Here is a 25,573-nt window from a genome sequence, read left to right on the forward strand (position 1 = left end):
GCGGCTATCTATTAACTTGCAGCACCGTTCAGCCAAAAGGCTGCCTGCGCTAGTGCTTCCTTACGGGCGGTATCACGCCAGTGGCCCTGACGGTGCATAATCTCTTGCTGCAAACCAAACCAGCCATCGATATACGGCAACCATTCACTCTGCGGATAGAAGCCGGAAAGCAATTGGAAAGACATGATCTGCCGGTTTAAACGCGGAAGTTGCGCCAAATAACCATCGTCATCCAGATGGTGACCAAAAGCGTCTTTCAGATCAGCGGCACTGCGGCTCAACATGATGTCGCAGAAACGTTTAAATGATCCCTCAAACTTGGCTTGTGCTTTGGCATCCATAAATGGCCGCCAGCCGGAGGTCACTAGCCAAGATGTGAGCGCTAACTTACATTTTAGGTAATCAGTGCTATAGCAAAGCTGCTCAGCATCGACATTCTTCGGTTCTAACTGCGGTTCAAGTGCCAGTAGCCCAGCGCGCAATTCAGTACTGGCCTTGCGCGGTACCAAGCCACCGAAAATAGCTAATGACTGCCGCACCATCGCCAATGCCTCAATAACCATTGCTTTGGCGGCCGGTTCGCCACCTAACCACAACTCTTCGTGGTATTGCCAATGATCCAACGCCATCTCAAGCCCTGCCACCATGCCTTGCTCAACGGTGGATTTCGCCGCTGGCTGCAAGACCAGTAATGGGCGCAACTCACGCGGTGGATTGCCTTGCGCTAAATGATAGCCACGGGCTGCTTTACTCAGATTGCCCTGCCGTAAACCGCCAATTTGTGCCAGTTCTGCGGCCAATGCCAGTAAATCTGCCTGATTGCCTTTTTTCAGTTCCAGCTCAATTTCGTGCAAGGGTTCCGACAGCTCACCTGCGCTGATAGTGCCTTGATCAACAGCAAGCTCTATCTCGCTCTCACCGTAAGTAATTACCCACTTCTCACGAGTGAAATCTGTGCGGAATAGCGGCTGTAGTTCTGCTTGTAATGTCTCAATCACCCAACCTTCCGGCCAGATATCGGCAGGGAAACGCGCCAAATCTAATTGGTCACTATCAATATCGACGTTGTATTCAGGGCGTTGATGCAAACCACCGACCACTTTACCGCCGGTCTTAACCGTCATTTCGTAACGGCCATCATAACCACGAATGCGTAAGCCAATATCATGCTGGCGCAGCCGCTTATCGGCAGTTTCAAAATAGATATTGGTCAACGTCTGCGGCGCAGAATGCTGGTTTTGCCAGGATGTAAGCCGCTCGGGCAACGCGGCAATGGCCGCAGGAGTAGCAATAAACTTTAATTCTATTTCAACGGTCATAATTTCATTCACACCGGTATGTTGCGAGATTACGGGCATTATGCCTCTTTCGCGGCGATTTGCCTGTTTTACACAGACTTCGCTATTTTACACAAAAAAGCCGCGCGGCAGCCCCGAGTCAACCCCTATTTTAACAGGTCTGCCATAAGGCTTCATAAGACAAATTTTCAGTGCGGTTAAAATGAACAACAAAGTGGCTAAAGCCGCGCTGGCTATGAGAGTAAGATAGTTCTCATTCCGGTTTATGCGTTGCGTCGGCAAACTGAACACACTACTATCGTTCCATAAATTCACTCATAAATGACTCTCTAATGCTGAAAATACGCCTAATTTGCCTCGCGATACTCAGTCTCAGTATCTCCTGGGGCGCGCACGCTGAAGAAAAACGCTACATCTCTGATGAGCTGGATACCTACGTTCATAGCGGTCCCGGTAACCAATATCGTATTGTTGGCACGCTAAAAGGCGGGGATGAAGTTACCCTGATAAGCGTTGATGACAGCACAAGTTATGGGCAAATTCGTGACAGTAAAGGGAAAACCACTTGGATCCCGCTTAATCAATTGAGTGAAACACCCAGTTTGCGCATTCGGGTACCTGACCTTGAACAACAAGTCAAAACCCTGACAGATAAGCTGGCTAATATTGATAATAGCTGGAATCAGCGCACCGCTGAAATGCAGCAGAAAGTGGCTGCCAGCGATAGCGTGATTTCTGAACTGCAAAAAGAAAATGAGTCACTTAAGAATCAGTTAGTGGTTGCTCAGAAGAAAGTCAGCGCCGTGAATCTGCAATTAGATGACAAACAGCGTACCATTATCCTGCAATGGTTTATGTACGGTGGCGGTGTTGCCGGTATCGGCTTGCTTCTCGGCCTGGTATTGCCACATCTGATCCCAAGCCGCAAAAAGAACAACCGCTGGATGAACTGATAGCAGTTTAATCAAACGGTAAAATCGACGCGTTCGGCTGCCCGCCAGGGTGGCCTGCTTGTTTAATCTGCCCTCATCCCCAACTATACTGAAATAAACCTTTGTCTCCAGCACCAAGCACACAGTCATTGGCGGTGTCGCCAGGCGGCAAAATGTGATTCAAGTGAGCAGCTAACAACGCTATAACGTCAAGAACGAAGGGTTAACATGAAAATCTATCTGGTCGGCGGCGCGGTACGCGACAGCCTATTAAATCTGCCGGTCACCGAACAGGATTGGGTCGTGGTGGGGTGCACCCCGGAACAGTTACTCACACAGGGCTATCAGCAGGTCGGTAAAGACTTCCCCGTTTTTCTGCACCCAGTCAGCCATGAAGAGTACGCACTGGCTCGTACCGAGCGCAAATCCGGCGCAGGTTACACCGGTTTTACCTGCTACGCCGCGCCGGATGTCACACTGGAAGAGGATTTATTGCGCCGCGATTTGACTATCAATGCCATTGCCCGTAGCGCTGATGGGGAATTGATTGATCCCTACCACGGCCAACAAGATTTAGAAAACAAAGTGCTGCGTCATGTCTCCGACGCCTTTGGCGAAGATCCATTACGTGTTTTACGAGTTGCCCGTTTCGCCGCTCGTTTTGCTCATTTAGGTTTTAGCATCGCCGCCGAGACTCAATCTTTAATGGCGGCCATGGCACAAAGTGGCGAGCTATCGGCACTGACACCAGAGCGAGTATGGAAAGAAACCGAGAAAGCGCTGAAAATGCAAAGCCCACAGATCTATTTTCAGGTGTTACGTGATTGCGGTGCGCTGGTGGTGCTATTCCCAGAAATTGAGCGTTTATTTGGCGTACCCGCCCCCGAAAAGTGGCATCCAGAAATTGATACTGGGATCCATACGCTGATGACATTGGCAATTGCGGCTCAACTCAGCCCTGAGGTTGATATCCGTTTTGCCGCTCTCTGCCATGATTTAGGTAAAGGTCTGACACCGAAAGAGTTTTGGCCGCACCACCACGGCCACGGTCCGGCTGGGGTTAAATTGGTTGAACAGCTATGTCAACGCTTACGGGTACCGAATCCGATACGTGACTTGGCGAAACTGGTGGCGGAATACCATGATCTTATCCATACGGTGAATAAGCTCCGCCCCGAAACTCTGCTCAAATTATTCGATGCGATTGATGTGTGGCGCAAACCAGAACGCCTTGAGCAAATGATTATGACCAGTGAGGCAGATGCCCGTGGCCGTACCGGATTTGAAGAAAATCCCTATCCACAGGGGGACTATCTACGAGCCGCATACCATGTTGCCAACAGCGTGTCAGTGCAGGAAGTGGTAGCCAGCGGGTTACAAGGGTTAGCCATTCGCGACGAACTAAAACGCCGCCGCCAACAAGCATTAGCACAATGGAAACAAGCGCAAGTAATCACATCAGAATAAAATCACCGATAACAAAAAGCCCTGATTAATCAGGGCTTTTTTTATATTTCGCTGCACTTTTTATACCCTAAATAATTCGAGTTGCAGGAAAGCGGCAAGCGAGAGAACCCGATGAGCTTACATGAGTAAGTGATTCGGGTGATGAACGTAGCCAACGCACATGCAGCTTGAAGTATAACGGGTATGTTACATAAACACCCAATACACGGCTGCCGCGACCACAAAGCGATAGATGGCGAAAGGCACAAAAGAGATGCGTTTAATCAGTGAAAGGAAGGTTTTGATAGCAATCAGAGCGACGATAAATGCCGTGATAAACCCGACGGCAAACATCGGTAAATCACCTAACGTCAGGAAATGCAGGCTCTTATAAAGATCCAGCCCACTGGCCCCGATCATCATCGGCACCGCCAGGATGAAGGAGAACTCAGACGCGGCATAACGGTTAACGCCGACCAACATACCGCCAGAAATGGTAGCACCAGAACGGGAGAACCCCGGCCACAAGGCCAGACACTGGAAGCAGCCAATCGCGAAAGCCTGGCGGTAAGTAATATCATCCAAACCAACGGACTTCGGATTTTTAGGTTTGAACCATTCTGCGACCAGTAAAAGTACCCCACCCGCCACCAAGGCATACATGACATTTCTCGGATCAAACAGCGATTTGATGACATCATGGAATACCAACCCCAACACCACGGCAGGGATCATTGCCAGTAAAATATGGCCCAATGTCAGATGGCCGCTGGTTTTTCCCTCATGAGGTACTGCACCAAAATGGATACCAATCAGGCCAAATAACCGCCGCCAGAACACCACGACAACCGCCAGAATCGACCCTAACTGAATGATGACTTCAAAGGTTTTTGCCTTGTCGCCGGTAAAGCCCAATAGCTCACCAACGATAATCATATGCCCAGTGGATGATACGGGTAAAAACTCCGTCAATCCCTCAACCACACCTAAAACAACAGCCACAAACAGCGAATACATATCCGTCATCTACGATACCCAATGCCATGTAATAGAAAACACAAAAAACGGCAATGTTACACAGCATACGATTAACAAAACCATATGCTAAAAAAACAATGCCGTTCAAATTCGATAATTATCACACCATACAATCAGACTACATTATCTATTCAGGATTGCACTTTTATGTCATCACGACACAAAAAAATCAGTTAGGCCGCTGACCACGCTCAATGAGCACACCGACATTACGGGCTTGTGCCACCGCTCCCGGTTTACTGACCTTAATCCGCACCCACGGTGATTGGAAACGCACTAATAGTAGCTCGGCTATCTCTTCTGCCACCCGTTCAACCAGGGCAAAGCGCTGTGACTCTACATGGTGTATCACCGCATCACTGATATCTGCATAGCTCAAGCAATCATTCACATCATCACTGGCAGCAGCTTTACGATTATCCCAGCCCATTTCGATATCGAACACCAGCTTCTGCTGGATGGTCTGCTCCCAGTTATAAACACCGATGGTGGTTATGACACTAAGTTCTTCAATAAATACGATGTCCATCACGTCATTCTCTGTTTTTGCGCCTGCCGGATACCACTTCCAGCGGAATATGCGTATTATCCACTGATGTTGCGATTAAAACGATCATTATTCAACAGGGCGGTGTTATGAGTGCTATCGCGCTTGGCATGATTATCTTCGCGTATATGTGTGGCTCTATTTCCAGTGCAATCCTGGTGTGTCGGGTTGCTAAGCTGCCAGATCCGCGTGAACATGGCTCCGGTAATCCCGGTGCAACCAACGTACTGCGCATCGGTGGTCGCGCAGCCGCAGCAACAGTGCTGATTTTCGATGTGCTGAAAGGCATGTTGCCCGTTTGGATTGCTTACCTACTGCACGTTTCCCCCCTGTATCTGGGCTTGACCGCTATCGCTGCCTGCCTTGGTCACATCTATCCGGTCTTTTTCCATTTTAAAGGTGGCAAGGGTGTTGCAACCGCTTTCGGTGCCATCGCACCCATTGGCTGGGATCTGACCGGCCTGATGACCGGTACTTGGCTACTAACGGTGTTATTGAGTGGGTATTCTTCTTTAGGTGCAATTATCAGTGCTCTGATCGCTCCCTTCTACGTTTGGTGGTTTAAACCGCAATTCACCTTCCCGGTTGCCATGCTCTCTTGTCTGATTCTGATGCGTCACCACGATAATATTCAACGTTTATGGCGCGGCAAAGAAAGTAAAATCTGGGATAAGCTCAGAAAGAAAAAGCAGAAAACCCCGGCCGAAGAAGCCGCAGAGTTGGAACAGAAAGAAGATTGATTTTCCTTAAAACGAGAATGGCTGAGCGAGGCAAGGCGCAAAGGAATTGAGAGAGCGGAGCATACATCAGTATGTGGGCATCACGAGATGACACAGCAACACCGCCACAACCCCGCTCAGACTGCCAGCACCAATCTTAGAATGGCTGAGCGGGAGCGAGGCAAGGCGCAAGGAATTGAGAGAGCGGAGCATACATCAGTATGTGAGCATCACGAGATGACGCAGCAACACCGCCACAGCCCCGCTCAGACTTTCGGCAACTCACTCAAAGGCCACCGCGGCCGTACCGAAACACTCAACTCGCTGTTCACACCACTTTTCAGCCTGATCAACCCAGCATAGGCGATCATCGCGCCATTATCGGTACAAAACTCTGGCCGGGCGTAAAACACTTCACCGCCCCGTTTTTGCATCATCTCCGCCAGTTTTGAACGTAAAGTGCGGTTTGCACTGACGCCGCCGGCAATGACCAAACGTTTGAAACCGGTCTTATCCAGCGCGCGTTTGGATTTAATCGCCAGCGTATCAACCACCGCATCTTCAAATGCACGAGCGATATCCGCACGGGTCTGATCATCGGTACCGTTAGCTCGGATAGTATTTGCAGCAAACGTTTTCAAACCAGAAAAACTGAAATCCAGCCCAGGGCGATCGGTCATTGGGCGCGGGAAGGTAAAACGCCCCGCCGTACCCTGTTGTGCCATACGCGACAACATCGGCCCTCCGGGATAGTCCAAACCTAATAATTTTGCTGTTTTATCAAAGGCTTCACCTGCCGCATCATCGACAGATTCCCCTAATAGCAGATACTCACCAATCCCCGTCACGCTAATCAACTGAGTGTGACCGCCGGATACCAGCAGCGCGACAAACGGGAACTCTGGTGCGTTATCTTCCAACATTGGTGCCAATAGGTGGCCTTCCATATGGTGGACCGGCACTGCCGGAACCCCCCACGCAAATGCCAATGCGCGGCCGACTGTCGCCCCGACCAACAATGCGCCAACCAAACCAGGGCCTGCGGTATACGCCACGCCATCAATGTCTTTAGCGCTCAGATTGGCTTCTTTCAACGCAGCCTGAATCAGTGGCACAGTCTTGCGCACATGATCACGGGAAGCCAGTTCAGGCACTACACCGCCATAATCAGCATGCAATTTAACCTGACTGTACAATTGGTTAGCTAACAGACCGGTTTCATCGTCATACACTGCAATCCCGGTTTCATCGCAGGACGTCTCTATACCCAAAACTCGCATTACATTTCCCATCATTCACGTGCGGCCGATAGTTTAGCATAACAGTACCGCCCGTCATGACTTCTGATCCTAAATTGGCCGACAAACAGGCAATTTGAACAATCCGACTGCATGAATGTTGTTGATCGTTTTCACATTTGAAAAAAATGTTGATAAATTCGATCACAAGGCCTGTTTAGTATATAATCAGCGGCCGTCGCACCCTCGGCACCAACTTTCTTGTAAAGAACGGGGGCGACATCACAGGGGCGTGCCTGTTTCAATTTGCTGTGGTGCTTTACAAAGCAGCATCCATTGAAGTAAAATTCCGCACCATTTTGAGAAGGCTGGCGATTGGCCAGCAGCAAACCGATTTCTATTGAGGTGAGAGGCACATGCCGGTAATTAAAGTACGTGAAAACGAGCCATTCGACGTAGCTCTTCGTCGTTTTAAACGCTCTTGCGAAAAAGCAGGTGTTTTAGCTGAAGTCCGTCGTCGTGAGTTCTATGAAAAACCGACTACCGAACGTAAACGCGCTAAAGCTTCTGCTGTAAAACGTCACGCGAAGAAATTGGCTCGCGAAAACGCACGCCGCACTCGTCTGTATTAATTCTTCGGGGGTAACCCCACCGCGTAGTTTTTTATGTTCTAAGAACGCGCAGATCGAGTAGTTGCATACGAAGGCCGTGCTTTCCGAAAGGAATGCGCGGCTTGTTCTCGTTTATGGACTGATCGAATAGGGGCTTATGGCTGGACGAATTCCACGCGTATTTATCAATGACTTGCTGGCTCGCACCGACATCGTCGATCTTATCGATGCACGGGTAAAGTTGAAGAAACAAGGCAAAAATTACCATGCGTGCTGTCCGTTCCATCATGAGAAAACACCCTCATTCACTGTTAACGGCGAAAAGCAGTTTTATCACTGTTTCGGCTGTGGCGCACATGGTAATGCTGTTGATTTCCTGATGAATTACGACAGACTCGAGTTTGTCGAAAGTATTGAGGAATTGGCCACCATGCATGGGCTGGAAGTGCCTTACGAGGCAGGAACCGGCACCACCCAGATCGAACGTCATCAACGACAAAGTCTTTATCAACTGATGGAAAGCCTTAGTGCATTCTATCAACAGTCACTCAAAGGCTCGAGCGCCAATCAAGCACGCGAATATCTTAAGAACCGCGGTTTGAGTGAAGAAATCATCCAACATTTTGCTATTGGTTTTGCCCCCCCAGGTTGGGACAATGCCTTAAAACGTTTTGGTCGTGATGGTGAGAGCCGCACCGCGCTGAACGATGCTGGAATGCTGGTGACTAATGATACAGGGCGGACTTACGATCGTTTTCGTGAGCGCGTCATGTTCCCTATCCGCGATAAGCGCGGGCGGGTTATCGCTTTTGGTGGGCGAATTCTGGGTGATGGAGTACCAAAGTATCTAAACTCCCCAGAAACAGAAATTTTTCATAAGGGTCGGCAGTTATACGGCTTGTATGAAGCGCAAGTGAATCATCCCAACCCCACGCGTTTACTCGTGGTGGAAGGTTATATGGATGTGGTAGCACTCGCGCAATTTGGCATTGATTATGCTGTTGCCTCACTGGGGACCGCGACCACTGCGGAGCATATTCAATTATTATTCCGTGCTACCGATAACGTAATTTGTTGTTACGACGGTGATCGGGCAGGTAGAGATGCCGCCTGGCGAGCATTAGAAACGGCGCTGCCCTATCTAAATGACGGGCGTCAGCTACGCTTTATGTTTTTGCCCGACGGCGAAGACCCAGACACTCTGGTACGTAAAGAAGGGAAAGACGCATTTGAACAGCGGATGGAAGTGGCGCAACCACTCTCAACCTTCTTGTTCGAAACGTTGATGCCACAGGTGGATTTGAGCAGCCCCGACGGGCGCGCCAAGTTAAGCACTCTGGCACTACCTTTAATCAGTCAGGTACCTGGTGAGACCTTGCGTCTTTATCTGCGTCAGCAACTGGGTAATAAGTTAGGCCTGCTTGATGATAGCCAGCTCGATAAACTGATGCCAAAACAGGCTGAAAATACGAATACCTACCAACCGCCCCAGCTAAAACGCACAACCATGCGTATACTTATAGGGCTACTGGTACAAAACCCACAACTGGCTACACTTATTCCCTCACTACAGGGCGTCGAACAAGCCAAGTTAGCAGGTTTACCGTTATTTATTGAGTTGGTTGATACTTGTCTGGCCCAGCCGGGACTGACAACCGGGCAGTTACTGGAACTGTATCGGGATAATAAATTCAGCCAACAGCTTGAAACTCTCGCAACATGGAACCACATGATTGTTGAGGATATGGTCGAACCGACTTTTGTCGACACGCTAGCGAGCCTGTATGACTCCATCTTGGAGCAACGCCAGGAAACCCTGATAGCGCGTGAACGGACACATGGATTAAACGCCGAAGAACGTAAAGAGCTTTGGTCTTTGAATCTGGCATTAGCCAGAAAAAAATGAAACACCCAACGGCTTAATTGCCGATAAATGTGGGGGCGACTCCCCGCAATATGCCGCCATAGCGGGCAGCGGCGACAAAAAAAGGCCCCAAATGCTATTGTTGGCGGTTTCGCCGACCGACACCAACCCAAATACTCTGAAGTGTGGATACCGTCTTATGGAGCAAAACCCGCAGTCACAGCTAAAGCTACTTGTCACCCGTGGTAAGGAGCAAGGCTATCTGACCTATGCTGAGGTCAATGACCATCTGCCGGAAGATATCGTCGATTCCGATCAGATCGAAGACATCATCCAGATGATTAATGACATGGGCATCCAAGTGCTGGAAGAAGCACCTGATGCCGATGATTTGATGCTGGCCGAGAACACCACTGATACCGACGATGACGCGGCAGAAGCTGCTGCGCAGGTGTTATCCAGTGTTGAATCCGAAATCGGGCGTACTACCGACCCGGTGCGTATGTACATGCGTGAAATGGGTACCGTTGAGCTGTTAACACGTGAAGGCGAGATTGATATCGCCAAACGTATTGAAGACGGTATCAATCAGGTTCAGTGTTCAGTTGCTGAATACCCTGAAGCGATTACTTATCTGTTAGAACAATATGATCGCGTTGAAGCGGGTGAAGCCCGTTTATCTGACCTGATCAACGGCTTTGTTGATCCAAACGCCGAAGAAGATATTGCGCCGACGGCGACTCACGTTGGTTCTGAATTATCCACCGCAGAGATGGATGATGACGACGACGAAGATGAAGACGAAGACGAAGAAGAAGACGACAACAGCATCGATCCAGAGCTGGCACGCCAGAAATTCAGCGATTTGCGTGAGCAGTACGAAAACGCACGCATGGAAATCAAGAAAAATGGTCGTAGCCACGCCAATGCTGCTGCTGAAATTCTGAAGTTGTCTGAAGTGTTCAAACAGTTCCGCCTGGTACCGAAGCAATTCGACTATCTGGTCAACAACATGCGTACCATGATGGATCGCGTTCGTACTCAAGAACGTATCATCATGAAGCTGTGTGTTGAGCAGTGCAAAATGCCGAAGAAAAACTTCGTTACTCTGTTTGCCAGCAATGAAACCAGTGACACTTGGTTTGCAGCAGCCATTGCGATGGGTAAACCATGGTCTGAAAAACTGAAAGATGTCTCGGATGATGTTCAACGTAGCTTGCAGAAACTGCGCCAGATCGAAGAAGAAACCGGTCTGACAATTGAGCAAGTGAAAGATATCAACCGCCGTATGTCTATCGGTGAAGCGAAAGCGCGCCGTGCCAAGAAAGAAATGGTTGAAGCTAACCTGCGTTTGGTTATCTCTATTGCGAAAAAATACACCAACCGTGGTCTGCAATTCCTCGATTTAATTCAGGAAGGCAATATCGGTCTGATGAAAGCAGTAGATAAGTTCGAATACCGCCGTGGTTATAAGTTCTCAACTTACGCAACGTGGTGGATTCGTCAGGCTATTACCCGCTCTATCGCGGACCAGGCGCGTACCATTCGTATTCCGGTACATATGATTGAGACGATTAACAAACTCAACCGTATCTCACGCCAGATGCTGCAAGAGATGGGCCGTGAGCCAACGCCGGAAGAACTGGCTGAACGCATGCTAATGCCGGAAGACAAGATCCGTAAAGTGCTGAAGATTGCCAAAGAGCCAATCTCAATGGAAACCCCGATCGGTGATGATGAAGATTCACATCTGGGCGATTTCATTGAAGATACCACTCTGGAACTACCGCTGGACTCTGCAACGTCAGAGAGCCTGCGCTCTGCCACTCACGATGTGTTAGCTGGCCTGACCGCTCGTGAAGCGAAAGTTCTGCGTATGCGTTTCGGTATCGATATGAACACTGACCACACTCTGGAAGAAGTGGGCAAACAGTTCGACGTAACCCGTGAGCGTATTCGTCAGATCGAAGCTAAGGCATTGCGTAAACTGCGCCATCCAAGCCGCTCTGAAGTGTTGCGCAGCTTCCTGGACGATTAATCGTTAGCGACAGCAGCAAACACACAAAAACCCCGGCATGCCGGGGTTTTTCTTTTTAGCCGAAAAAACCCTATCCCCAAGCTAAAATCTGCATACAATCACCTGCTATGTACGTAAAAAACCTTAAATTTGTGCATAAAACAGCCATCTGATTTATCAGCTCTAGACCGCAGGATAAAAACTACCGTATAATCAGCGCCCAAGTCTGGCCCCTTAGCTCAGTTGGTTAGAGCACGCGACTCATAATCGCTTGGTCACTGGTTCAAGTCCAGTAGGGGCCACCAAATAAAACAAGGAGTTAGATGAGAAATCGTCTGACTCCTTTTTCGTTTTATTGGAATCGGGTCAGGTAATGGGTCAGGTAAGGAATTGCTTCCCTGCCCTCTTCATCATCTCGCTGCCAGCATCCCCGGATAGTGCTTCGCCACGATATCATTCATCTTTTCTGTCAGGTCGAGCCGTTTAAAAATGATGTGTGCTGTGCCTTTCTGAAAGTAGCGTATCGAAAAATACTCATCGTCGAAGATCTCCGATGCGCTTTTATGGTTAATGTGCTCACTCAGTCTGACCGTCACATCGTTACGATTTTCCGGAATGGGTTTTCCATCCAGCAGAAACAACATGCGTTCCAGGTCAGCCAGTTGATCCCTACGCCATCCCCAATTGAGCTTAAATCCCCAGCGGTTGTGATCCACCAGGTTATTTACAATAATCTTTTTGCCGAACTGGCAAGGCGAGTTCGTTTTGTAATCCCATGATAATCCCTTAAACACGTTGATAATCCCCCGCTCAAATACATCCGCTTTACTGTGATGCAATTGCTCAAAGGTGCTAAGAATGTTGGCTTCGCTGATCTCAGGAATATCGTCACCCTCGAGATTATTATCCCATTGCTTACGCGCCTGAGCGTCCATCAACGAGATCATCCCTGATTTTTGCATTAGATCACGCCAGATGCTGCGATCAAGATTACAGGTAATGGTACTCATTGCAGTTTTCACGTTTTCCATGAGCCAGCAGCCACAACGAAAGTCCTGACGCATCGCCCAGTCACGGGCCTTTTTGCCACCGATACTACTGGTCAGCGTCGAGATGTCGGCAAGCTGCTGAATTAGTTGTTCGATTTGTTTCAGTGCGGTATCGCGGCCAGTGACCACACGTTCAATATTGGTCGAAAGGATAAGTTCGTTGTGATCTGTTAACACGTCGGGTTCTGTTTGCATCGTCAATCGCCCATAAAAAGCAAACACGCCTGCCGGGAGTGGCAGGCGCATTATGCGATGAATAAAAAGAGTGGAAAGTGCAGAGATAAAAATCAGGAATGAGGCTCGAAAAATTTACGTATTCATCAGCCCGGTAGCACGTCTTGCTCTGAGAATATCGGTAGCAGTCAGAAATGGTGTCTGCTCCTGCCAGGTGAAACCCTTACGATCAGTGCGCACCAGTTCATAGCGTTCCACCAGGAAATTAACCGCATCGGCAAGCTTTATTTCCGCTTCGATATGCTCCTCAATGGCCGCGTCGTTATGGAATGGCGTGTCGTTGAGCGTGAGGCCATAATGGTGTTCTAAAAGATACGTTAACAGTTGCTGCCAGACCTGTACGGGCGACAGGCGTGACGAAACCGGCACCGTGGCCGGTACAGATGAAATGTGCATAAGTTGAATCCTGATAATAGAAGAAGAGAGAAGGTGTTACTCGGTTGGATAAATAGAAATGTAAACGTAGCCGCAGCTACCACGGGTATCCGCTATGCTGGTGAATTCAGCAAGTTGAACTGCCACCTGATGTTGATGATGTGGATTTAGCTCACCGGAATGCAGCATATTTTCCAGTTGTACTATCAACAGCGGGAAAGCCTGCTCCAAACTCTGTAACTGCGCTGGTGTAAAGCTCCCCGTCAAACCGGCCCTGTCAGCCAGGTAATGCAGCCGGTTACCTTCCTGAACCAATCTTGCGCCAAATCGTGGGGTGATATCGCTTTGCAACCCCCATTCATGGGATTGTGTTAATGGCATGAATACCTCCGTTTAAAGCAACCCCTGCTCGGCAAAAGAAACAACATCACTTCCCCCGACCACGAGATGATCCAGCACGCGCACTTCGACCAGTGCCAATGCGGTTACCACCCGCTGGGTAATGTGCTTGTCCTGCTGGCTGATTTCTGTCGTACCCGATGGATGGTTATGCGCCAGAATCACCGCAGCTGCGTTGTGGCGCAGAGCCGCTTTTACCAACTCACGGGGATGTACTTCTGTATGGCTGATGGAGCCCGTAAACAACGCTTCGTGCCCCAACAGGCAATGCTGGTTATCAAGGTACATCACGAGAAATACCTCCCGCTCTTGGCGAGCCAACTGTAATTGCACCCAGCTTTTAGTAAAGCTGGTGGCAGTAAACTGTTCACCCGGTTGGCGCTGGTATTTCTCCAGCAATCGCAGGGCTCGCCGGATAACGCGCTGCTCGTTTGCCGGGAATACCGGGGATAGATGAAGTGTAGACATATCAGTTCCTTAAAACACTAAGCCCCGCCGGTTTATCGACAGGGCCTGAAGGGAGTGAGGGCAAAAAGATTCATGAAGCAAGCTGCAGCATATTCTCGGCCATCACCCACAGAGCGCGGTTAAGCTTCACATCACCGTCGATACCTTTTACAGCACGAGTGTGGGCACGTTTGCCTTCGGTCGTTCGCCCTGACAGCCCGCCTTTAATCAGGTTTTCCTGAATACGCTGGTAAGTGGTCCACAGGTCATTGTTTTCGTCCTGCCAGCGGCGGGGGGAAAGGATCTGCGATTCCGTCACCGGCTGATGCCCTTCACCAAAGCGATAGGTTAATGCTGCTTTTGCCATCGCCTGTTGAGCGGGTGGTGGTAACAGCAGCGACTGCATGGCATCGCGCTTCTCTTCCACTCGGTCAAATATCCCCAGTATTTCGTAAGCCCCTTCAATGACTTTCTCCACCACATTGCCTTTATGCGGCATGCGCACCTCACCAAAACTCTCACCGCAAATCAGTCCATTTTGGCAAACCGATCTAAATAGCCCCGGCAACATCTGGTATGAACTGGAGCCGTCATGGCTGTTAAGCAGAATGATTTCCGGTACCTGCTTGCCAGTGATTTGGCCTTCGCGGCGCAGGCGCAGCATGTGTTTGGTGTGTTCACGCTTGCTCTGATCCCGCACACGGGTCTGACAGGCAAAGAACGGCTGGAAGCCTTCACGCTTCAGGTTATCGAGCAGGGTGATGGTCGGGATGTAGGTGTACCGGTCGCTACGTGATTCATGCTTTTCTTCACTAAAGACACTCGGTACGTAATGCGCCAGTTCATCACGGGTTAATGGGCGATCGCGGCGAACGAGGTTCACCGATCCAAAGCAAGATGCTAATCGGGTCATGGCTATTCCTTATTTAGAGATTAAAAACGAAAAGGCCATGCTTCCCGAAGGAGGCATGACCTGATTTGTAGTGAAGGATTGTGCTAATTTGATGTTTGGCAGATGCAAAGCTAAGCCAGTTATGATGCCTTATTCCCGGCAACCGATATCGGCAATGGCTGGTAATACTGTGGGTCGAAAACGGACAGTGGCAGCCTAACCTGATGGCCATTGCGCTCTTCGGTCACCTTCATGATTTCAACAGCGTTGATGTTTTCAACACATTCATGCTCCAGAAAAGCCTCCTGAGAACGGGTAGAGTCGCTATCGCCAAAGGGGGCTACGTCCATGGCACCTGTCGCCAGTGTGTTGCCTGCTTTGTCTTTCAAACGCAGTGAAACAGCCAGTTGGCCGAAACCCACTCCGCTACCACCATTATCCAGGCGGAACTGATACACGCAGATATTACCGGGCGTCCACATGGTATCGGTGTTGCGGATGCTGATATAGCGTTGTTCGTCAGCACAAGCGGATGACAGGTGGCACAGCATTAAACCGGCTATGACAGGTAAGGCTTTAACAAATTGGCTCATGGGTGGCGCGATTTTGAGGTAAATAGGCTTTGCCCATACCCTTACCGTCGTGAGAGTCGGTATCGCAATAACCTTCTGATAATCCTTTTCCATCGATCTTTGCCTTTAGTGGTATTGAGAAGAGGTCAGCAGTTTCCTGTGCGACGACATAATTCAGCGAGACTTTGCTGTGCCACCCATTGCTGGAGCTTTCGGTCTTCTTCCGAACGTTTAGCAGCCAAAACGGCCTGCTGTTGTTTATTCACACAGTTATCCGGCATGACCATAACTACCTGTGGGCTGAATTGCTGCCTGATTTTAGCCAGCTCGTTTTCCACATTATCGACGCGAGGATAGCCATAGAGAACATTCTGCTCGGCCTCGTCTCTTGCCCAGAATTTGTTATCAATAATGGCGAAATAACATCCATTTCCGTTATTCTCTCCCTGGTAGACCGTTTCAATATCGTTGTAATTACCGCTGAGTGGATTCAATTTCAGCTGACGGATGGTGTGAGCTTTCTTGTCAGCCAGGAAAATTGCACCGCCGCCACGGACACGTAGCAGAAACTGTTTCGTCCACGGGTAGTTATCAATCACGCTGGCTTGATAGAGCATGTTGTGCAGCTTATTGTCATCCATGCCATCGGCGGATTTCCAACCGTCAGCCTGCATGTATTGCCAGGCTTTGACTGTGCCGACGGTATTTCCAGCGTCAGCCGGAAAAACAGCACCAAGGCAAAAACTGGCGGCCAGCACTGTAGTGGTAAGCAATTTCATTGTGATTATTCCTTCTGAGGTATAAGCCCGTCGTCAGTTGCGACAAGCAATGAATGGAAAAAGCGAAAGTGAGGTAAAGCCTGAAGAAAATCCGGGTGAGATAGGATGTCGCGCATCGCTATATCTGGAGCGAAGCTGCCGTTGTGGAGCGTGACCGCCCGAATATCGGTCAGGGGAAAAACGGCAATCCTGGCCTGATGCTCACCCGTCAGATACCATTCTCTCTCACGCAGAACCAAGCGATAGGGAGCAAGGTCTGTGCAGCGACAACCGCTTCCCAGTAGCGTCACCTTCCGGTGTTCCGATACTGCGCTCACCAGTCGTGTGAACACGCCCAAGTCTGGGGATGACGCTTGGGCCACTCCCTGCCAGATAAGGCAGGGAGACTCACCAGGACCGCTCAACAGTGAAGCGACCAGATGGTTATCCATACCAGGAAACAGTGCTTCAACGCCAGACTGGCGGGCAAATGTCATCACAGCCAGCTCTCTCTGGCGGCCGCCGGACAGCAAGCGACACAGACCCTTGCGATACTCTAGATCCAGATACATCAGCCGTTCCCGAAAGTCCCGGCGCAGGGTACGAACCGACACGCCAAATTCAGTTGCCAACGTTCGCAAATCTAGCGTTTCGCCCGCCACCAGACGGCTGATAATTAACGACAGCCTGACGGCAAGCCGGTCATGACGGCGTTTAGCCTGAGTCATGAGACAGGTTCTCCAGTGAGATAATCAGCTGAAAATAAAACAGTTATTTTAACGAGGGGCAGGGACAGGGAATGGACACAAGAAGACGTATTTTTTACTGTTGCCGAAATCAACTTTGACGGGGCTTAGAGAGAAAACATACCAAATTCGATAGCTTATAAAACGTCAGAACGGACAGGGTATGTCCCGAAGATAACGGCAGGTGCGCCAACTCAGAAGAAAATCCAGTCCCAAACGGCACGAGCAACGGATACCACAGTATCGCGAACAATACGGATGACGGCTTTTAGTGGTGCGGGAATAAATGATGCCGCTTCCGCAGAATCAAACACTTCGCCAACCGCATGACCAAAACCCTCACGCGCCTGCTTTTTTACCGGTTCACTACACAACCTCCCGTGCAGTTGCCTCGCCAGCGGGCTGGTGGCTCGGTCCGGCAGGCAACGCATCATGATTTCGACCATTGACGGCAGATTCCATTCAGTCCTGGCAGAGACGACACATACCGGATGATGCGGTGAAAATAGCTGGCGAATGGATTCTAGCCTTGCTTCAATATTCACCAACTGGTGCGGTGATGGCGCATTGCCGCTGACATACCATTCATGGCATGGCTCGATTTTGTCAGCCTGGTTAACGACAAACAGCACCCGTTGTTGGTAGTCAGTCATCACACGCCGGTAGAAACGTTCATCGATGGAGAAAGCACGATCATCTGCTTTGATAACCCACAGGATGAGATCCAGCTCAGGGAGGATACGGCGATACAGAGATTCATATTCGCTATCCCGTTGCTCGCTCTCACCCACGCCGGGCAGATCCACCAGTATCAGGCTATGGTCACCGCTGTTCAGTCGCAATCGCAGTACATCACGGGTGCAGGCTTGGACATCACTTACGGGCGTGACTTCGCTATGGAACAAAGCATTACAGAGAGACGATTTACCAGCACCGGTTTTTCCCATAATGCCGATCACTGGCTCGTAGTGGGTTAACTGATTTATCTGCTGCAGAATGCGTTCAGACACCCATTGCGGCAAGCCAGAAAGTGAGTTCTGCAGCGGCTGCAGACCTTCAGAATTGTTCATCACTACTCCTATGGAAAATAAAACAAAAACGGCAGAACCGTGAGGTTCTGCCGTTAATCGGGTATGTTCAGAAGAATGATATATATCCGAAGATTTTTTTAATGCACACAGGTGTGGGGAATTGGTAGAACCTTTCAGAGTCCGCGACGGCGTTTACCGGATAAGGCATTATTTAACTTGATTATAGATACAGTCGATAAGAACAAAGTGCGATAGAATCGCATCAATAGCCGTAACCAAAAATCAATATCAGGATAAAAATGACTAGTCTTCAACAACGTGCAGAGCTACACCGTCAAATCTGGGCAATTGCCAACGATGTCCGTGGGTCGGTCGATGGTTGGGATTTCAAACAATACGTCCTTGGTGCGCTCTTCTATCGCTTTATCAGTGAAAATTTTTCCAGCTACATTGAGGCCGGTGATGATAGCGTCCACTATGCTGCGCTGGATGACAGTATCATTACCGATGACATTAAAGACGATGCCATCAAAACCAAAGGCTATTTCATTTACCCAAGCCAGCTTTTCTGCAATGTTGCCGCTAAAGCGAATACCAACGACAGGCTGAATGCTGATTTAAACAGCATCTTTGTCGCCATTGAAAGCTCAGCCTACGGTTATCCGTCTGAAGCAGACATCAAAGGCCTGTTTGCCGATTTCGATACCACCAGCAACCGCCTGGGTAACACCGTCAAAGATAAAAACACCCGCCTTGCCGCTGTGCTGAAAGGTGTCGAAGGCTTAAAGCTGGGTGACTTTAACAACCATCAGATTGATCTTTTCGGGGATGCGTATGAATTCCTGATTTCCAACTATGCAGCAAATGCCGGGAAGTCAGGAGGCGAATTCTTCACGCCACAGCACGTATCTAAGCTAATTGCCCAACTGGCAATGCACGGTCAGACCCACGTCAATAAAATCTACGACCCGGCAGCAGGCTCTGGCTCCCTGCTGCTCCAGGCGAAAAAGCATTTTGATAACCACATCATTGAAGATGGCTTTTACGGTCAGGAGATTAACCATACGACGTTTAACCTGGCGCGTATGAACATGTTTCTCCACAACATCAACTACGACAAATTTGATGTCAAGCTGGGTGATACCCTTAAAGAGCCACATTTCCGTGATGAAAAACCGTTTGATGCGATTGTCTCTAACCCACCTTACTCGGTGAAATGGATTGGCAGTGACGACCCAACGCTGATTAACGATGAACGTTTTGCCCCAGCAGGTGTACTGGCCCCGAAATCAAAAGCCGACTTTGCGTTTGTGCTGCATGCTTTGAACTATCTGTCAGCCAAAGGACGTGCGGCGATCGTATGCTTCCCTGGTATTTTCTACCGTGGCGGTGCCGAGCAAAAAATCCGCCAGTATCTGGTCGATAACAACTATGTTGAGACGGTGATTTCACTTGCACCAAATCTGTTCTTCGGAACTAGCATTGCCGTTAACATTTTGGTGCTGTCAAAGCACAAAACTGATACCAGCGTACAGTTTATTGATGCCAGCAGTCTGTTCAAAAAAGAAGCTAACAACAACATCCTGACCGATGCGCATATTAAACAGATTATGCAGGCTTTTGACACCAAGGCAGATACTGACCATCTGGCAAAGTCTGTGCCGTTTGAGGCTGTTGCCGCCAATGACTATAACCTGTCAGTCAGCAGCTATATCGAAGCGAAAGACACCCGTGAAATCGTGGATATCACTGAACTGAATGCTGAGCTGAAAACCACCGTCAGCAAAATCGATCAGTTACGTAAAGACATCGATGCGATTGTGGCTGAAATTGAAGGCTGTGAGGCGCAAGCATGAGCGAATTAAGTTATCTGGAAAAACTGCTAAATGGAGCTGAGGTAGAATGGAAATCATTGGGAGATGTTGTAGATCTTCAGCGCGGTAGACGGCTTGTAAAATCTCAATTAGAAACCAGTGGCAAATATGCGGTTTATCAGAACAGCATGACACCACTAGGTTACTATCATGAATGTAATGTCGCAGCAAAATCTTCGTTCATTATCTGTGCGGGTGCAGCCGGTGAAATTGGTTATAGCGAAGATGAATTTTGGGCGGCTGATGATGTTCATTTTGCAATCACGCCAGAAAATATTAATGGCAGGTTTTTGTTTCATTTTTTGTTGACACAAAAAAATAAAATTTCAGGGCAAGTACGTCGCGCCAGTATTCCACGCCTCTCAAAGTCGGTACTTGAAAAACTTGAATTTCCTATCCCCTGCCCGGACAATCCGGAAAAATCCCTTGCCATCCAGTCTGAAATCGTCCGGATTCTGGATAAGTTTACCGCTCTTAGCGCTGAGCTTACCACTGAGCTTACCGCTCGCAAAAAACAGTACAATTACTATCGCGATCAGTTGCTAAGTTTTGATGATAGTGAAATTGAGTGGAAAACATTAGGAGATGAAGATTTATTTCACATCGGTTCTGGAGGTACACCATCAAAATCTAAACCAGAGTACTGGGATAATGGAACAATCCCATGGCTAAAATCAGAATCATGTAATAATGAACCTGTTTACTTAGCAAACAACTTTATCAGCGAGTTAGGACTGAAAAAATCCAGTGCCAAACTTCTTCCAAAGAAGACTACTTTAATAGCACTTGTTGGTGCAACCATATTTAAAACTGCATTTCTTGAATTCGAAGCATCAACAAATCAAAATATAGCCAGTATAAAATCCAAGAGGCAAGATCTTATTAATGATAAGTTCATATTCTATTTTTTAACTAATTTGTACGACAAGCTTAAGTCTGAAATGCGCAACTATGGGATGCTCAATCTGACGACTCTAAGGCAATTTCGAGTCCCTGTACTATCCATGGATGAACAAAAGAGAATCATATCCACTATGGATAAATTCGACACTCTGACCAACTCAATCACTGAAGGCCTTCCCCGCGAAATCGAGCTGCGCCAAAAGCAGTACGAATATTATCGGGACATGCTATTTAGTTTCCCGAAGCCGGAAGTGACAGAGGTATGAGATGAGTAAGACACTCTCAGAGATAGCCCAACAGTTGAGTACGCCTAGGAAAACCAAAAAAACTGTCACCAAGGAAGTAGAAGAGCTCAAGTCTGTACCAAAGGTACAGTTGATCTACGCTTTCAATGGCACGGGGAAGACACGTCTTTCTCGGGATTTCAAGCAACTGATTGCGCCCAAAGTCAATGGCGGAGAAGGTGATGGCGAAGCTGAACAGTCCGAGTTGTCGCGCAAAAAAATCCTCTATTACAATGCATTCACAGAGGACTTGTTTTACTGGGATAACGATCTGCAAGAAGATGCCGAGCCGAAGCTAAAGGTGCAACCTAATTCCTATACAAACTGGTTGCTGACATTGCTCAAAGATTTGGGACAAGATGGCAATATCATCCGTTATTTCCAGCGCTATTCGAATGACAAGCTAACGCCACACTTCAATATAGACTTTACCGAAGTCACTTTTTCCATGGAGCGCGGCAACGATGAGCGTTCCGCCCATATCAAGTTATCCAAAGGTGAAGAAAGCAACTTCATCTGGAGTGTGTTTTACACCCTACTGGATCAAGTGGTAACAATTCTCAATATCGCCGACCAGGATGCGCGCGAGAACCACGAATTTGATCAACTCGAATATGTATTCATTGATGATCCCGTCAGCTCCCTTGATGATAACCATTTGATTGAGCTGGCGGTTAATCTTGCGGGGCTGATCAAATCCAGCGAATCCGATTTGAAGTTCATTATCACAACACATAGTCCAATATTTTATAATGTACTTTTCAATGAGTTGAAGGGTAAAGCTTGCTACATGTTGGAGAATTTTGAGGATGGCACATTTGCCCTTACAGAAAAACAAGGCGACTCTAACAAGAGTTTTTCCTACCATCTCCACCTAAAACAAACCATCGAACAGGCAATTGCTGACAACAACGTTGAAAGATATCACTTCACGTTACTGCGCAATCTTTATGAGAAAACGGCCAGCTTTCTGGGCTACCCTAAGTGGTCTGAACTCTTGCCTGACGACAAGCAGCTTTATCTGAGCAGAATCATCAATTTTACAAGCCACAGCACGCTATCGAATGAAGCCGTTGCAGAGCCAACGCCAGCGGAGAAAGCGACTGTCAAGCTGTTGCTCGATCACTTAAAGAACAACTGTGGCTTCTGGCAGCAGGAACAAAAAAATGGTTGATTGCACCAAGACAATTACTGAATCCAATAACTTCATCATTTTGGATACATACAGCCAAGAATGGAAGATTACCGAGAGCTACCAGAGTGAAGGTGATCTGGAGCGTGAGCTGATTCAGGATTTGGTTAACCAAGGCTATGAATATCTGCCAACCCTGAACAACGCCAGGGCTATGCTGGATAATGTCAGGGAACAGTTGCAATCCCTTAATAATGTAGAGTTTCTGGAAGCTGAATGGCGTCGCTTTGTGGAAACCTGGATGGATAGGCCCAGCGATGGCGTTGTCGAAAAGGCCCGTAAGATTCATGACGACTATGTTCATGATTTCGTCTTCGACGATGGCCGTATTCAGAACATCTACCTGCTAGATAGAAAAAACACGCTTCGCAATAAAGTGCAGGTGATCAAGCAGTTCGAGCAAGCCGGTACGCACGCCAATCGCTACGATGTCACTATTCTGGTCAATGGACTGCCGCTGGTTCAAATCGAGCTGAAAAAACGCGGCGTAGCAATACGTGAAGCCTTTAACCAGATACACCGTTACAGCAAGGAAAGCTTTAACGGTGACAACTCCCTGTTTAAATACCTGCAACTGTTTGTCATTTCCAACGGAACCGATACCCGCTACTTTGCCAATACCACAAAGCGGAATAAGAACAGTTTCGACTTCACCATGAACTGGGCGAAGTCTGATAACACGCTGATTAAAGACCTGAAGGACTTTACTGCCACTTTTTTCCAGAAGCATACCCTGCTCAATGTGCTGTTTGACTACAGCGTGTTTGACAGCAGCCAAACGCTGCTGGTGATGCGCCCGTATCAGATTGCCGCCACCGAGCGGATTTTATGGAAAATTAACAGCTCCTATAAAGCCAAAAACTGGTCAACCCCGGAAAGCGGCGGTTTTATCTGGCACACCACAGGTTCAGGTAAAACCCTGACCAGCTTCAAGGCCGCACGTCTGGCGACCGAACTGGACTTCATTGATAAAGTCTTCTTTGTGGTCGACCGTAAAGACCTCGATTTCCAGACCATGAAAGAATATCAGCGCTTCTCCCCGGACAGCGTCAATGGTTCTGACAATACTGCTGGCCTTAAAAGGAATCTGGATAAAGACGATAACAAAATTATCGTCACCACAATTCAGAAGCTGAATAACTTGATGAAAGCGGAAGCCGACTTACCGGTCTATCAGCAACAGGTCGTCTTCATTTTCGATGAGTGCCACCGCAGCCAGTTTGGTGAGGCCCAGAAGAACCTGAAAAAGAAATTCAAACGCTTTTATCAGTTTGGCTTCACCGGTACCCCCATTTTCCCGCAAAACGCATTGGGCGCTGAAACCACCGCCAGCGTGTTTGGCCGCGAACTGCATTCTTACGTGATTACCGATGCGATTCGTGATGAGAAAGTGCTGAAATTCAAGGTGGATTATAACGATGTCCGCCCACAGTTTAAGTCGCTTGAAAACGAAACCGACGACAAGAAACTCACGGCAGCTGAAAACAATCAGGCTTTTCTACATCCGCGCCGTATTGAGGAAATTACCCGCTATATTCTTGCTAATTACCGTCAGAAAACCCATCGTACTTTTCCGGGGGCAAAAGGATTCAACGCCATGTTTGCGGTTAGCAGTGTGGATGCAGCCAAAGCCTATTATGAAGCCTTTAAGCAGTTACAGCAGGGGCCCGACAATCATACTGACACCCGTAAGCCACTTAGGGTAGCGACCATCTATTCATTCGCTGCGAACGAAGAACAGAATGCGGTCGGTGACATTATCGATGAAAGTTTCGATGTCAGTGCCATGAACAGCAGCGCCAAAGAATTTCTTGATGCGGCCATTGAAGACTATAACCGTCATTTCAAAACCAATTTCAGTACCGACAGCAATGGATTTCAGAACTATTATCGCGATTTAGCGCAGCGCGTGAAGAATCAGGATATCGACCTGTTAATTGTCGTGGGCATGTTTTTAACCGGCTTCGATGCTCCAACGCTGAATACCCTGTTTGTGGATAAGAATCTGCGTTATCACGGCTTGATGCAGGCATTCTCACGCACCAACCGCATTTATGATGCCACCAAAACCTTCGGCAATATCGTGACCTTCCGTAATCTGGAACACGCGACGATTGACGCTATTACGCTGTTTGGTGATAAGAATACCAAAAATGTGGTGCTGGAAAAGAGCTACAAAGAGTACATGGAAGGCTTTAACGATATCGTCACCGGTGAAGCGAAGCGTGGCTTTATGGCGGTGGTCTCAGAACTTGAGCACCGGTTCCCAGACCCGGCGAATATTGACAGCGAGAAAGAGAGAAAATCCTTCGTGAAGCTGTTTGGTGAGTATCTGAGAGCCGAAAACATTCTGCAAAACTATGACGAATTTGCCACGCTAAAAGCGCTCCAGAAGGTCGATACCAGCAACCCGGGGGCGCTCGAAGCCTTCAAGGCCGAGCATTATCTCGATGATGAGAAGCTCGCTGATTTACAGACCATTCGCCTTCCTGCCGAACGCAAGCTTCAGGACTACCGTTCAGCCTACAATGACATCCGCGACTGGCAGCGGCGCGAAAAGGCAGCGAATGATAAGGATGACTCAACCACCGATTGGGATGATGTGGTGTTTGAGGTAGATTTGTTGAAGTCTCAGGAGATTAACCTGGATTATATCCTCGGTCTGATATTCGAGCATAACAAACAGAATAAGAGTAAAGACGGGCTGACCGAAGAAGTCAGACGTCTTATCCGCTCAAGCCTGGGCAACCGTGCCAAAGAAGGGCTGGTCATTGATTTTATTCAGCAGACGAACCTTGATGAACTGCCAGATAAGGCCGGGATTATTGATGCGTTCTTCGCTTTTGCTCAGCGCGAACAGCAGCGTGAGGCAGACGCATTGATAAAAGAAGAAAACCTGAATGAAGAGGCTGCCAAACGTTATATTCGTACGTCCCTGAAACGAGAGTATGCCACCGAAAATGGTACTGAGCTAAACGAGACGTTACCAAAACTCAGCCCGTTAAACCCGCAATACAAAACTAAAAAGCAGTCCGTTTTCCAGAAAATCGGCGCGTTCATTGAGAAATTTAAAGGAGTGGGTGGGCAGATTTAAGCGTGGGTGTTTG

Annotated in this window: 23 protein-coding genes and 1 tRNA gene; 11 read left to right on the forward strand and 13 right to left on the reverse strand. The window is 48.5% G+C overall.

The genetic code is table 11. From position 1 onward, the window contains the following. Positions 1 to 11 precede the first annotated feature (11 nt). Positions 12 to 1,319: an inorganic triphosphatase gene (locus A6J67_RS00230; RefSeq protein ID WP_042570078.1), complete on the reverse strand. Its 1,308-nt coding sequence runs from the start codon at positions 1,317 to 1,319 to the stop codon at positions 12 to 14. 311 nt (positions 1,320 to 1,630) lie between these two features. Between A6J67_RS00230 and A6J67_RS00235 the strand changes: the two genes are divergently transcribed. Together A6J67_RS00235 and A6J67_RS00240 are read left to right on the forward strand one after the other, a co-directional pair. Next, positions 1,631 to 2,251, forward strand: a complete 621-nt coding sequence (locus A6J67_RS00235; RefSeq protein WP_050073914.1) for a TIGR04211 family SH3 domain-containing protein — start codon at positions 1,631 to 1,633, stop codon at positions 2,249 to 2,251. A 207-nt stretch (positions 2,252 to 2,458) separates the two neighbouring features. Then, entirely contained in the window at positions 2,459 to 3,697 is a 1,239-nt protein-coding gene (locus A6J67_RS00240; RefSeq protein WP_050296912.1) for a multifunctional CCA addition/repair protein, read from the forward strand. 186 nt (positions 3,698 to 3,883) lie between these two features. Here A6J67_RS00240 and bacA read toward each other — a convergent pair whose 3' ends face one another. Next, positions 3,884 to 4,702: an undecaprenyl-diphosphate phosphatase gene (gene bacA / locus A6J67_RS00245; protein WP_050296911.1), complete on the reverse strand. Its 819-nt coding sequence runs from the start codon at positions 4,700 to 4,702 to the stop codon at positions 3,884 to 3,886. Between the two features lie 181 nt (positions 4,703 to 4,883). Next, positions 4,884 to 5,243 (reverse strand): bifunctional dihydroneopterin aldolase/7,8-dihydroneopterin epimerase, encoded by a 360-nt coding sequence (gene folB / locus A6J67_RS00250; RefSeq protein WP_050296910.1) that lies wholly within the window; start codon positions 5,241 to 5,243, stop codon positions 4,884 to 4,886. Between the two features lie 107 nt (positions 5,244 to 5,350). Here folB and plsY point away from each other — a divergent pair, with 107 nt between their 5' ends. Then, the gene (gene plsY / locus A6J67_RS00255; RefSeq protein ID WP_032907450.1) at positions 5,351 to 6,001 is read left to right on the forward strand and encodes a glycerol-3-phosphate 1-O-acyltransferase PlsY; all 651 of its coding nucleotides are present in this window, start codon (positions 5,351 to 5,353) and stop codon (positions 5,999 to 6,001) included. Positions 6,002 to 6,246: 245 nt separating this feature from the next. Here plsY and tsaD read toward each other — a convergent pair whose 3' ends face one another. Then, positions 6,247 to 7,260 carry a tRNA (adenosine(37)-N6)-threonylcarbamoyltransferase complex transferase subunit TsaD gene (gene tsaD, locus A6J67_RS00260; protein WP_050073917.1) on the reverse strand — a complete coding sequence of 338 codons (1,014 nt, stop codon included), beginning with the start codon at positions 7,258 to 7,260 and terminating at the stop codon, positions 6,247 to 6,249. A 374-nt stretch (positions 7,261 to 7,634) separates the two neighbouring features. Between tsaD and rpsU the strand changes: the two genes are divergently transcribed. From rpsU to A6J67_RS00280, 4 genes are all read left to right on the forward strand, one after another. Further along, entirely contained in the window at positions 7,635 to 7,850 is a 216-nt protein-coding gene (gene rpsU / locus A6J67_RS00265) for a 30S ribosomal protein S21 (protein ID WP_001144069.1), read from the forward strand. 136 nt (positions 7,851 to 7,986) lie between these two features. Next, positions 7,987 to 9,735 carry a DNA primase gene (gene dnaG / locus A6J67_RS00270; protein ID WP_005190369.1) on the forward strand — a complete coding sequence of 583 codons (1,749 nt, stop codon included), beginning with the start codon at positions 7,987 to 7,989 and terminating at the stop codon, positions 9,733 to 9,735. 157 nt (positions 9,736 to 9,892) lie between these two features. Then, the gene (rpoD, locus tag A6J67_RS00275; RefSeq protein WP_005190373.1) at positions 9,893 to 11,731 is read left to right on the forward strand and encodes an RNA polymerase sigma factor RpoD; all 1,839 of its coding nucleotides are present in this window, start codon (positions 9,893 to 9,895) and stop codon (positions 11,729 to 11,731) included. A 207-nt stretch (positions 11,732 to 11,938) separates the two neighbouring features. After that, positions 11,939 to 12,015: transfer RNA gene (locus A6J67_RS00280), tRNA-Ile, on the forward strand. A 105-nt stretch (positions 12,016 to 12,120) separates the two neighbouring features. Here A6J67_RS00280 and A6J67_RS00285 read toward each other — a convergent pair. From A6J67_RS00285 to A6J67_RS00325, 9 genes are all read right to left on the reverse strand, one after another. Then, the gene (locus tag A6J67_RS00285; protein ID WP_080607978.1) at positions 12,121 to 12,954 is read right to left on the reverse strand and encodes a DUF4942 domain-containing protein; all 834 of its coding nucleotides are present in this window, start codon (positions 12,952 to 12,954) and stop codon (positions 12,121 to 12,123) included. 114 nt (positions 12,955 to 13,068) lie between these two features. Next, on the reverse strand, positions 13,069 to 13,389 hold the full coding sequence (locus A6J67_RS00290) for a TA system toxin CbtA family protein (protein ID WP_080607979.1): 321 nt from the start codon (positions 13,387 to 13,389) through the stop codon (positions 13,069 to 13,071). A 36-nt stretch (positions 13,390 to 13,425) separates the two neighbouring features. Then, positions 13,426 to 13,749, reverse strand: a complete 324-nt coding sequence (locus A6J67_RS00295) for a type IV toxin-antitoxin system YeeU family antitoxin (RefSeq protein ID WP_080607980.1) — start codon at positions 13,747 to 13,749, stop codon at positions 13,426 to 13,428. Positions 13,750 to 13,761: 12 nt separating this feature from the next. Then, positions 13,762 to 14,235, reverse strand: a complete 474-nt coding sequence (radC, locus tag A6J67_RS00300; RefSeq protein WP_080607981.1) for a RadC family protein — start codon at positions 14,233 to 14,235, stop codon at positions 13,762 to 13,764. A gap of 70 nt (positions 14,236 to 14,305) precedes the next feature. After that, positions 14,306 to 15,127, reverse strand: coding sequence for a DUF932 domain-containing protein (locus A6J67_RS00305; RefSeq protein WP_080607982.1), 822 nt, complete (start codon positions 15,125 to 15,127; stop codon positions 14,306 to 14,308). Between the two features lie 119 nt (positions 15,128 to 15,246). After that, positions 15,247 to 15,699, reverse strand: a complete 453-nt coding sequence (locus tag A6J67_RS00310; protein WP_080608450.1) for an IrmA family protein — start codon at positions 15,697 to 15,699, stop codon at positions 15,247 to 15,249. Between the two features lie 125 nt (positions 15,700 to 15,824). Beyond that, positions 15,825 to 16,457: a hypothetical protein gene (locus A6J67_RS00315; RefSeq protein ID WP_080607983.1), complete on the reverse strand. Its 633-nt coding sequence runs from the start codon at positions 16,455 to 16,457 to the stop codon at positions 15,825 to 15,827. A gap of 5 nt (positions 16,458 to 16,462) precedes the next feature. Continuing rightward, positions 16,463 to 17,164, reverse strand: coding sequence for a WYL domain-containing protein (locus A6J67_RS00320; RefSeq protein WP_080607984.1), 702 nt, complete (start codon positions 17,162 to 17,164; stop codon positions 16,463 to 16,465). Positions 17,165 to 17,376: 212 nt separating this feature from the next. Beyond that, complete coding sequence (locus tag A6J67_RS00325) at positions 17,377 to 18,252, reverse strand: GTPase family protein (protein ID WP_080607985.1); 876 nt, start codon at positions 18,250 to 18,252, stop codon at positions 17,377 to 17,379. A gap of 260 nt (positions 18,253 to 18,512) precedes the next feature. On the opposite strand from A6J67_RS00325, the gene A6J67_RS00330 reads away from it, so the two are divergent. From A6J67_RS00330 to A6J67_RS00345, 4 genes are read left to right on the forward strand one after another with little or no spacing between them, the layout of a single operon-like run. Then, positions 18,513 to 20,069: a type I restriction-modification system subunit M gene (locus tag A6J67_RS00330; RefSeq protein ID WP_080607986.1), complete on the forward strand. Its 1,557-nt coding sequence runs from the start codon at positions 18,513 to 18,515 to the stop codon at positions 20,067 to 20,069. Next, positions 20,066 to 21,256: a restriction endonuclease subunit S gene (locus A6J67_RS00335; RefSeq protein ID WP_080607987.1), complete on the forward strand. Its 1,191-nt coding sequence runs from the start codon at positions 20,066 to 20,068 to the stop codon at positions 21,254 to 21,256. Before A6J67_RS00330 ends, A6J67_RS00335 begins: the two co-directional genes overlap by 4 nt. Position 21,257: 1 nt before the next feature. Next, entirely contained in the window at positions 21,258 to 22,448 is a 1,191-nt protein-coding gene (locus A6J67_RS00340) for an anticodon nuclease (protein ID WP_080607988.1), read from the forward strand. Next, entirely contained in the window at positions 22,441 to 25,560 is a 3,120-nt protein-coding gene (locus A6J67_RS00345) for an HsdR family type I site-specific deoxyribonuclease (protein ID WP_080607989.1), read from the forward strand. The genes A6J67_RS00340 and A6J67_RS00345 overlap by 8 nt, the downstream gene beginning before the upstream one ends. The last annotated feature ends 13 nt before the right edge of the window (positions 25,561 to 25,573 follow it).

The organism is Yersinia sp. FDAARGOS_228 (assembly GCF_002073315.2).
GTDB classification, from domain to species: domain Bacteria; phylum Pseudomonadota; class Gammaproteobacteria; order Enterobacterales; family Enterobacteriaceae; genus Yersinia; species Yersinia intermedia.